This is a genomic window from Sphingomonas bacterium, assembly GCF_028289855.1.
Taxonomy (GTDB): Bacteria; Pseudomonadota; Alphaproteobacteria; order Sphingomonadales; family Sphingomonadaceae; genus Sphingomonas.
In genome coordinates, this window is the sequence record NZ_JAQGKZ010000123.1 from 1 (window position 1) to 8,838 (window position 8,838).

Sequence of the window (8,838 nt, forward strand, 5' to 3'; positions counted from 1 at the left end):
CGCCTGGTTGACCATCGGATTGGCGACCATCAGCTTGGTGTAGGGCCAGGCGATCAGGCGGTTGTCTGGCGAGACCGTCGCGATTTCGTCGGCTGTATGGCGGCGCTGTAACCAACTCGACGGATTGCCTGCCGCGACCGCCGCATAGCGCGCCCATAGATTGGACGACTCCGCCTGCGCTTCGCCGGGTGTCTGCCCCCAGGCATGCGCGCTCGCCATGTCGTAGAACGGATAGACGTTGACCGGCACTGCCGCGCCGACCGCCACCGCCAGCGGATGAAGATAGGTCGCGCGTTCGATCCGCCCCGGTGCGTCGTGCGCGAAGGGCGACCACGGGAGATCGCCCTCCCCCTTGGCAGCCCGCGACGCGCTATGCTGCGCCTCGGCACCGGCAACCAACACGACGCCCGCTTCGCCCCGCGCGATTGCCAGCGCAGCCTCGTGGACCAATTTGGTCGGCGTTTCGCCGCCGATCGCGCCATAGCTGGTCGAACGCGGTGCAATCCCGAGCCGCGTCGCCAACTCGCCAGGCGGGTTGGTGTAACGCCAGCTCACCAGGTTGACGACATCGAGCCGATCGGCCGCCGCAAGCAGCCCGCCGACGTCCGCGCGGCGCGCGGCGAGCGCCATCAGCCCAACCGGGTCGAGCGCGTCGGCGAGCGCCACCGGACGATCGACCGCCTCGCCGCATCCGACGATGACGGGCGTTCGATCGTCCTGTGTTACGCGATCACCAGACGTGGACGCGATCCTTGGGCGCCAGATAGCGCTTGTCGCCGGGCTTGATCCCGAACGCGTCGTACCATGCGTCGAGATTGCGAACGGTTTCGACGCGCAGGAACGCCAGCGCGTGAACGTCGGTCGCGATGCGCGCGCGGATCGAGCGGTCGCGCATCTTGGTCCGCCAGCTCTGCGCGAAGGCGAGGAAGAAACGCTGGTCGCCGGTCAGCCCGTCGATCACCGGCGCGGGCCTGCCGCCGAGCGATGCGTGATACGCCTCGTACGCCGCGGTCAGCCCGGCGGTGTCGGCGATATTCTCGCCCAGCTCCTGTTCGCCCTTGGCAAACAGACCCGGCAGCACTTCATACTTGTCGTATTGATCCGCCAACGCCTTGCCCGACGCTTCGAAGCGCGCAAGGTCGGTGGGCGTCCACCAGTTGCGCAGGCGGCCGGTCGAATCGAAGTCGGCCCCGAGATTGTCGAAGCTGTGGCTGATCTCATGCCCGATCGTCGCGCCGATCGCGCCGTAATTCGCCGCATCCTCGAAGCCCGCATCGAAATAAGGCGTGTAAAGGATCGCCGCCGGGAAATTGAGCGCGTTCTGAAGCGGCAGATTGACCGCATTGACCGTCTGCGGCGTCATCCACCACTCGCCGCGGTCGGGCGCCTTGCCGATCTTGCCGATCTGGTAGCGATAGTTGGACAGCTTGGCGCGCTGCAAATTGCCCAGCGGGTCGGTCGCGTTGACCGCGTAATAGGGGCGCATCGGCCAGACGTCGGGATAGCCGATCCCGACCTTGAGCACCTGAAGCTTCTTGCGCGCTTCGGCCTTGGTCGCCGGCGCCATCCAGTCGAGCGCGACGATCCGACGGTCGAACGCGGCGACGATATTCTTGACCATCGTATTTATCGCCGCTTTCGACGATGCCGGGAAATATTTGGCGGCGTATATCTTGCCGACTTCATACCCCAGCGCGCCGTTGACCGCGCCGATCGACCTTTTGTCGCGCGGGCGAGGCGCGGCGGTGCCGCTCAGTTGCTTGCCGAAGAAATCGAACGACGCCTGATCGAACGCCTTGGGCAGCACCGACGTATTCTGGCTGATCTGGTGGAAGGCGAGCCAGTCCTGCCACGACGCCATCGGCTCGCTGGCGACGAGACCGGCAAGCTTGGTCGTGGTCGCGGGGTTCCAGTTGATGAAGTCCTGCTGCTTGGGCAGCCCCGCCGCGGTCCAGTACGCGTTCCAGTCGATCCCCGGTGCCTTGCGCGCGAAATCGGCGCGCTTCCACGGATTGTCGCCCTTGTGCGCATCCTGCGCGGTGATGATGTCGGTCTGCGCTTCGGCGATCTTCATCTCGAGCGCGAACACGCGGTCGGCGCGCGCCTGCGGGTCGCTCATCCCGGCCAGCGTGAACAGCTTGGCGACATAGGCCTTATAGCCCTCGCGCACCTCCGCCATGTCCTTCGTCGACGACAGATAATAATCGCGGTCGGGCAGCCCGAGCCCGCCCTGCATCAGATACGGCACGTTGACCGTCCCGCGGTTCAGGTCGCCGCCGACGAACAGCCCGAACAGATTGTCGGTCGATGCGTAATTGTTGTTGTTGAACGGGTCGGTGTCGGCGCGCATGTTGGCGCCGAGCATCGCCGACAGCTGCGCCTTGGTCTTGAGCGCGGCGATCGACGCCAGCCTGGGCTGGAGCGGTGCGACACCGCGCGCCTCGATCCCCGCGGTGTTGTTGTACGCGGCATAATAGTCGGCGATCCGCTGCAGGTCGGTGCCGGCCTTCGCCTTTGCCGCACCGGCATTCTGGATGATGCCGGCGTTGCGCTCTTCCGCGACCTTCGACACGTCGAGCCCGGTTCCGATCGACGAGCGGTCGGCGGGGATTTCTGCGGTCTTGAGCCACGCGCCGTTGGCATAGGCGTTGAAATCGTCGCCGGGCTTGGCGTTGCGGTCGATGAACGACTGGTCGACCCCCGATTTGCTGCCCATCACGGCCTGCGCGATCGCGGGCGATTGCCAGACGGCGACGCCCCCCGCGGTGGTGGCGAGCAGCATGGCGGCAAGAAGGGTGCGCTTCATCGGAAAATGCCTCTTTCGATCTGGTGTATGAGTCGTGGGCTACACCAACACAATGCCGCGCGCCAGCGGCTTCCCAAGGCTTTCGCGCACGGCTAGGCAGAGGGCATGAGCGCTCCCGTCCTCGACACCAAACTCTCCCCCGACAGCGACACGTTCCGCGCCAATGCTGCGCACAATCGCGGCCTTGCGGAGAAGCTGCGCGCCGACGTTGCGACGGCCGCGTTGGGCGGCACCGAGAAGAGCCGCGACCGGCACACGTCGCGCGGCAAATTGCTCCCGCGCGACCGCGTCGAGCGGCTGCTCGATCCCGGCTCGCCGTTCCTCGAAATCGGTCAACTCGCGGCGTGCGACCTCTACGAAGGCGAAGTGCCCGGCGCGGGGATGATCGCGGGAGTCGGCCGCGTATCGGGCCGTCAGGTCATGATCGTCTGCAACGACGCGACGGTGAAGGGCGGCACTTACTATCCGATGACGGTCAAGAAGCATCTCCGCGCGCAGGAGATCGCCGAACAGAACCGGCTGCCGTGCATCTACCTGGTCGATTCGGGCGGCGCCAACCTGCCGCACCAGGCCGAGGTGTTCCCCGACCGCGACCATTTCGGGCGGATCTTTTTCAACCAGGCCAACCTGAGCGCCAAGGGCATCCCGCAAATCGCGTGCGTGATGGGCAGCTGCACCGCGGGCGGCGCGTACGTCCCGGCGATGAGCGACGAAAGCGTGATCGTGCGCAACCAGGGGACGATCTTCCTCGCCGGCCCGCCGCTCGTCCAAGCCGCGACGGGCGAAGTGATCAGCGCCGAGGATCTCGGTGGCGGCGACCTCCACGCGCGCAAGTCCGGTGTGGTCGATCACTTGGCCGAGAATGACGAGCACGCGCTGACAATCGTCCGCGACATCGTCTCGACGCTCCAGCCGCAGACCGGTGCGGACGTCAATATGCGCGAGCCGCGCCCGCCGAAATTCGACGCCGCCGATCTGTACGGTATCATCCCGCAGGACGTCCGCGCGCCGTACGACGTGCACGAGATTATCGCGCGGTTGGTCGACGGTAGCGAATTCCACGAGTTCAAGGCGTTGTACGGATCGAGCTTGGTCTGCGGCTTCGCGCACATCTGGGGCATGCCGGTCGCGATCCTGGCGAACAACGGCGTGCTGTTCAGCGAAAGCGCGGTCAAGGGCGCGCACTTCATCGAACTCGCGCAGCAACGCCGCGTGCCGCTGCTGTTCCTCCAGAACATCTCCGGCTTCATGGTCGGCGGCAAATACGAGGCCGAGGGCATCGCCAAGCACGGCGCCAAGCTGGTGACGGCGGTCGCCACCGCCACCGTGCCCAAGGTCACCGTGCTGATCGGCGGCAGCTTCGGCGCGGGCAATTACGGCATGGCCGGGCGCGCCTACTCGCCGCGCTTCCTGTTCAGTTGGCCCAACAGCCGGATCAGCGTGATGGGCGGCGAACAGGCGGCGAGCGTGCTGGCGACCGTCCACCGCGACGCCGCCAAATGGTCGGTCGAAGAGCTCGAAGCGTTCAAGCAACCGATCCGCGACGACTACGAAGCGCAAGGCAATCCGTGGCACGCGACCGCGCGGCTATGGGACGACGGCATCATCGACCCCGCGCAGACGCGCGACGTGCTGGGTCTAGCTTTCGCCGCGACGCTCAACGCGCCGATCCCGGAGCGCCAGAGCTTCGGCGTGTTCAGGATGTGATGGGCGAAAGCGTCGCTTTCTTATTCCTCCCCGAGCTCGTCTCGGGGAGGGGGACCGCCCGGCGCAGCCGGGTGGTGGAGGGGCAGTCTGGCAATCGAAACAGCCAGTATATGCCGCATAACGACGTCCAGATCTTTCAGGATTTCGCTTGCGGGAACGCGAAGCGTCATGACGCCGTTCCGCGAAAGCCATGCATCGCGAGCAAGATCGCGTTGCGGTCGATCGCCCCTGCTATGGCCTTCGCCATCCACCTCGATCGTCAATCGAGCGTCGCCGCAGTAAAAATCAAGACTGAGTTCTTTGCCGGTCGGTCGTTGCCTTCGAAATTTAAGCTTGCCGGGGCGCTTTCTCAGCTCCTGCCAAAGCAACACTTCCGGCAGCGACATTTTGCGACGCAGCTCGCGCGCTCGTCGTACCGCCGTCGCTTTTCCCTTCGGTGCTATGTCTTTCAGCATCTCGTCAGCCCCTCCACCATGCTTCGCATGGTCCCCCTCCCCGAGACAAGCTCGGGGAGGAATTGAAAGGTCGCCATGATCCTCCCCCTCCTCCTCGCCGCCGCCGGGCAGACCACCCCGACCAAGCTCCCGCCTGCCAACCCCCTACCGCCGCCGACCAGCGAGGAGGGGCAGGTCATGGCTCCCATCAACGCGCTGTTCGACGGCCTCGCCCGTCGCGACCCCGCGATCGCCCTCGCCGCGATGCGCCCTGACGCCACCGCGACCGCCGCCAACGAAAAGCCCGATGGCACGCGTAGCGTCCGCCGCATGTCCGCGACCGACTTCGCCGCCGGGATCAAGCCCGGCCCCGAACGCTTCGAGGAACGCCTGACCGACCCCGCCGTCGAGATCGACGGCGACATCGCGATGGTGTGGAGCCCCTACGTCTTCCTGATCGACGGCAAGGTCCACCATTGCGGCGTCGACCATTTCGACCTGGTCCGCGAGGGCGGGCGCTGGAAAGTCGCCAACGTAACCTGGTCGAGCCGCACGACCGGCTGCCCGGCGGCGTGACGATTTGGCTGTCCTACAAGCCCCCGGTCGCGATATGACATCGCGATGAAACCACAGCCGAACTGCACGTTTTTTCTTTCGCCCATATGGGCGAACTTCGGGAAGTTTGAGACGGTCGGAAGCGGCCAATGCTGAACTCGCTGCTCATCGCCAATCGCGGCGAGATCGCCTGCCGCATCATCCGCACCGCGCGGGCGATGGGGGTGCGGACGGTCGCGGTCTATTCGGATGCCGACGCCAACGCGCTGCACGTGCGCCAGGCCGACGAAGCGGTGCATATCGGGCCGTCGCCGGCCCGCGAGAGTTATCTGGTCGGCGACAAGATCATCGCCGCCGCCAAGCAGACTGGCGCGGAGGCGATCCATCCGGGCTACGGCTTCCTGTCCGAGAATGCCGACTTCGCTCAGGCGGTGAAGGACGCCGGGCTGATCTGGGTCGGCCCCAACCCCGACAGCATCCGCGCGATGGGGCTGAAGGACGCCGCGAAGGAGCGGATGATCGCGGCGGGCGTGCCGGTGACGCCGGGCTATCTCGGCGCGGACCAGTCGCCCGAGCGGCTGCAGGCGGAGGCCGATGCGATCGGCTATCCGGTGCTGATCAAGGCGGTCGCGGGCGGCGGCGGCAAGGGCATGCGCCGGGTCGATGCTGCGCAGCAATTTGCCGACGATCTGCTCTCTTGCAAGCGCGAGGCGGCATCGAGTTTCGGCGACGACCGCGTACTGATCGAGAAATATATCCTCTCGCCGCGGCACATCGAAGTGCAGGTGTTCGGCGACACCCACGGCAACGTCGTCCATTTGTTCGAACGCGACTGCTCGCTGCAACGCCGCCATCAGAAAGTAATCGAGGAAGCCCCCGCCCCTGGGATGGATGAGATCACGCGCGCGGCGATCTGCGACGCAGCGGTGCGCGCGGCCAAGGCGGTCGATTATGTCGGCGCGGGCACGATCGAATTCATCGCCGACGCGAGCGAAGGCCTTCGCGCCGATCGCATCTGGTTCATGGAAATGAACACCCGCCTCCAGGTCGAGCATCCGGTGACCGAGGAGATCACCGGGCAGGATCTGGTCGAGTGGCAGTTGCGGGTGGCGTCGGGCGAGACGCTGCCGAAGCGGCAGGACGAACTCGAAATCAACGGATGGGCGATGGAAGCGCGGCTCTATGCCGAGGATCCGGCGACGGGATTTTTGCCAAGCACGGGCCGCCTAGATCGATACTGCCTGCCCGACGAGGAGATACGCGTGGAATCGGGGGTAGAGGAATGGTCTGTCATTTCCCCTTTCTACGACCCAATGATCGCGAAGCTCGTCGTTCACGCCGAGGATCGCGACGATGCCATCGCCGAACTCTCCCATGCTCTGAGCGGAACTGCCATCTGGCCGGTGAAGTCCAACGCCGGTTTCCTTTTTCGCCTGACAACGAGCGCCGAGTTCCGGTCGGGTGACGTGACTACCGGTTTTATCGGAGATCGAGGCGACGCGCTGATCCCGGCGCAGGAGCCCAGTGTCGAGATGCTAGGCCAAGCGGCCCGGCATCTAGTCCAGGCTTATTCAAACCGATCCCATCACAGCCGCGACAACGAACTCCTCGAGGGGTTCAGGTTGAATTCCGCGAAACAGACCGGTTTGATGTTGCAATCCGCTGGCAAGAATTACTGGTTGGATAAGGTGCCCGATTTCGGCGGCGACGTCTTTTCTTCATCTGCAGGGCCGGACAACGTCCTTGTTACCCGCGACGGACAAAGCTTCGTGATAGGGCTATCGCGGTTTCAGGCGGGTGGCGCCGTCGCAGGCGACGGCGCGATCCTGTCGCCGATGCCGGGGCGGATCATCGCGGTCGAAGTCGCGGACGGCGAGGCGGTGACCAAGGGCCAGAAGCTCGTCACGCTCGAAGCGATGAAGATGGAGCACAGCCTGGTCGCGCCATTCGACGGGGTGGTGGCGGAACTGAACGCCGAGGCGGGAGGTCAGGTTAGCGAGGGGACGTTATTGGTCCGGATCGAGAAGGCGGGGTGAGGATGCGCACGATGCTCCCCTCCCTGGAAGGGAGGGGCCGGGGGTGGGTCGATGACCGCGATACGACGTCGGTCTCGCGCTCGGCTACAGTATCGCCAAGCCTCGACCCACCCCTAACCCCTCCCTTCCAGGGAGGGGAACGTGGCTGACCAAATCCGCACCGACCTGACCGACCGGATCCTGACGATCACGCTCGACCGCCCGGACGCGATGAACGCGTTCACCGCGCAGATGATGCACGAGACGATCGCCGCGTTCGACCGCGCCGACGCAGACGACGAGGTCCGCGCGGTGATCGTCACCGGCGCCGGTGACCGCGCCTTCTGTGCAGGAGCGGACCTGTCCGGCGGGGCGGCAACGTTCGATTATGCCAAGGGCCCGCGCTGGTCCGACGCCGGATCGCCGGTGCGCGCCGACGGATCGGTCGATTACGACCATCCCGGCGTGCGCGACGGCGGCGGAATGCTCTCGCTGCGCATCTTCCAATGCCTGAAACCAGTAATCGGCGCGATCAACGGCGCGGCGGTCGGAATCGGCGCGACGATGACGCTGCCGATGGACTTCCGCCTCGCCGTCGACACCGCGCGGTTCGGCTTCGTGTTCGCCAAACGCGGCATCGTTCCGGAGGCGGCGTCGAGCTGGTTCCTGCCGCGGCTGGTCGGCATCTCGACCGCGCTCGACTGGTGCTATTCGGGACGGCTGGTGTCTGCGGTCGAGGCGCGGGAAGCGGGGCTGGTGCGCTCGGTTCACGCACCCGGCTACCTGATACATGCTGCACGCGATCTGGCGCAGCAATTGACCGCGCAATCCGCCCCCGTGTCGGTCGCGCTGACGCGGCAAATGTTGTGGCGGATGATGGGCGCACCATCGCCGATCGACGCGCACCGGCTCGACAGCCGGCTGGTATGGTCGCGCGGGTCGAGCGCCGACGCGAGGGAGGGTATCGCCTCGTTCCTGGAGAAACGCGCGGCGGACTATCCCGACAAGGTATCGGCCGACCTGCCGCATTTCTCGCCCTGGCTCGACGAGCTCGAATGGTGAATTACCGCGACGCGACCGGGGCCGACCTGCCGGCGATCATCGCGCTGCTCGCCGAGGACCAGATCGGCGGCCGAAAGGACGACCCGGGCGAACCGCTCGACCCGGTTTATGCTGCGGCCTTTGCTGCAATCGACAGCGACCCCAACCAGCGGCTGATCGTCGCCGAAGAAGACCGCGCGGTGATCGGAACGATGCAGTTGTCGTTCCTCCCCGGCCTGCTCAACCGCGGCGCATGGCGCGGGCAGATCGAGGCGGTGCG

General features: G+C 65.9%; 6 protein-coding genes and 2 pseudogenes. 5 read left to right on the forward strand and 3 right to left on the reverse strand.

All coding sequences use genetic code 11. From position 1 onward, the window contains the following. Window positions 1-666: pseudogene (locus JWM94_RS14140) on the reverse strand (hypothetical protein); the annotation flags it as partial. A 64-nt stretch (window positions 667-730) separates the two neighbouring features. Beyond that, entirely contained in the window at window positions 731-2,806 is a 2,076-nt protein-coding gene (locus JWM94_RS14145) for a M13 family metallopeptidase (protein ID WP_299428317.1), read from the reverse strand. A 105-nt stretch (window positions 2,807-2,911) separates the two neighbouring features. Here JWM94_RS14145 and JWM94_RS14150 point away from each other — a divergent pair, with 105 nt between their 5' ends. After that, complete coding sequence (locus tag JWM94_RS14150; RefSeq protein ID WP_299428320.1) at window positions 2,912-4,513, forward strand: carboxyl transferase domain-containing protein; 1,602 nt, start codon at window positions 2,912-2,914, stop codon at window positions 4,511-4,513. A 20-nt stretch (window positions 4,514-4,533) separates the two neighbouring features. Here the strand turns inward: JWM94_RS14150 and JWM94_RS14155 are convergent, their stop codons facing one another. Beyond that, the gene (locus JWM94_RS14155; protein WP_299428323.1) at window positions 4,534-4,968 is read right to left on the reverse strand and encodes an endonuclease domain-containing protein; all 435 of its coding nucleotides are present in this window, start codon (window positions 4,966-4,968) and stop codon (window positions 4,534-4,536) included. A 75-nt stretch (window positions 4,969-5,043) separates the two neighbouring features. On the opposite strand from JWM94_RS14155, the gene JWM94_RS14160 reads away from it, so the two are divergent. The 4 genes and pseudogenes from JWM94_RS14160 to JWM94_RS14175 all read left to right on the forward strand — a co-directional run. Then, on the forward strand, window positions 5,044-5,523 hold the full coding sequence (locus tag JWM94_RS14160) for a nuclear transport factor 2 family protein (RefSeq protein ID WP_299428326.1): 480 nt from the start codon (window positions 5,044-5,046) through the stop codon (window positions 5,521-5,523). A 128-nt stretch (window positions 5,524-5,651) separates the two neighbouring features. Then, complete coding sequence (locus JWM94_RS14165; RefSeq protein WP_299428329.1) at window positions 5,652-7,538, forward strand: acetyl/propionyl/methylcrotonyl-CoA carboxylase subunit alpha; 1,887 nt, start codon at window positions 5,652-5,654, stop codon at window positions 7,536-7,538. Between the two features lie 141 nt (window positions 7,539-7,679). Continuing rightward, window positions 7,680-8,579, forward strand: coding sequence for a crotonase/enoyl-CoA hydratase family protein (locus JWM94_RS14170; RefSeq protein ID WP_299428332.1), 900 nt, complete (start codon window positions 7,680-7,682; stop codon window positions 8,577-8,579). Beyond that, window positions 8,573-8,838, forward strand: a pseudogene (locus tag JWM94_RS14175) (GNAT family N-acetyltransferase); the annotation flags it as partial. The gene JWM94_RS14170 and the pseudogene JWM94_RS14175, both read left to right, overlap by 7 nt.

Bases quoted from the DNA above. Each gene is read 5' to 3' on its own strand.
- JWM94_RS14160 (WP_299428326.1), top strand. From the start codon at position 5,044: ATGATCCTCCCCCTCCTCCTCGCCGCCGCCGGGCAGACCACCCCGACC.
- JWM94_RS14165 (WP_299428329.1), top strand. From the start codon at position 5,652: ATGCTGAACTCGCTGCTCATCGCCAATCGCGGCGAGATCGCCTGCCGC.
- JWM94_RS14155 (WP_299428323.1), bottom strand. From the start codon at position 4,968: ATGCTGAAAGACATAGCACCGAAGGGAAAAGCGACGGCGGTACGACGA.
- JWM94_RS14145 (WP_299428317.1), bottom strand. From the start codon at position 2,806: ATGAAGCGCACCCTTCTTGCCGCCATGCTGCTCGCCACCACCGCGGGG.
- JWM94_RS14150 (WP_299428320.1), top strand. From the start codon at position 2,912: ATGAGCGCTCCCGTCCTCGACACCAAACTCTCCCCCGACAGCGACACG.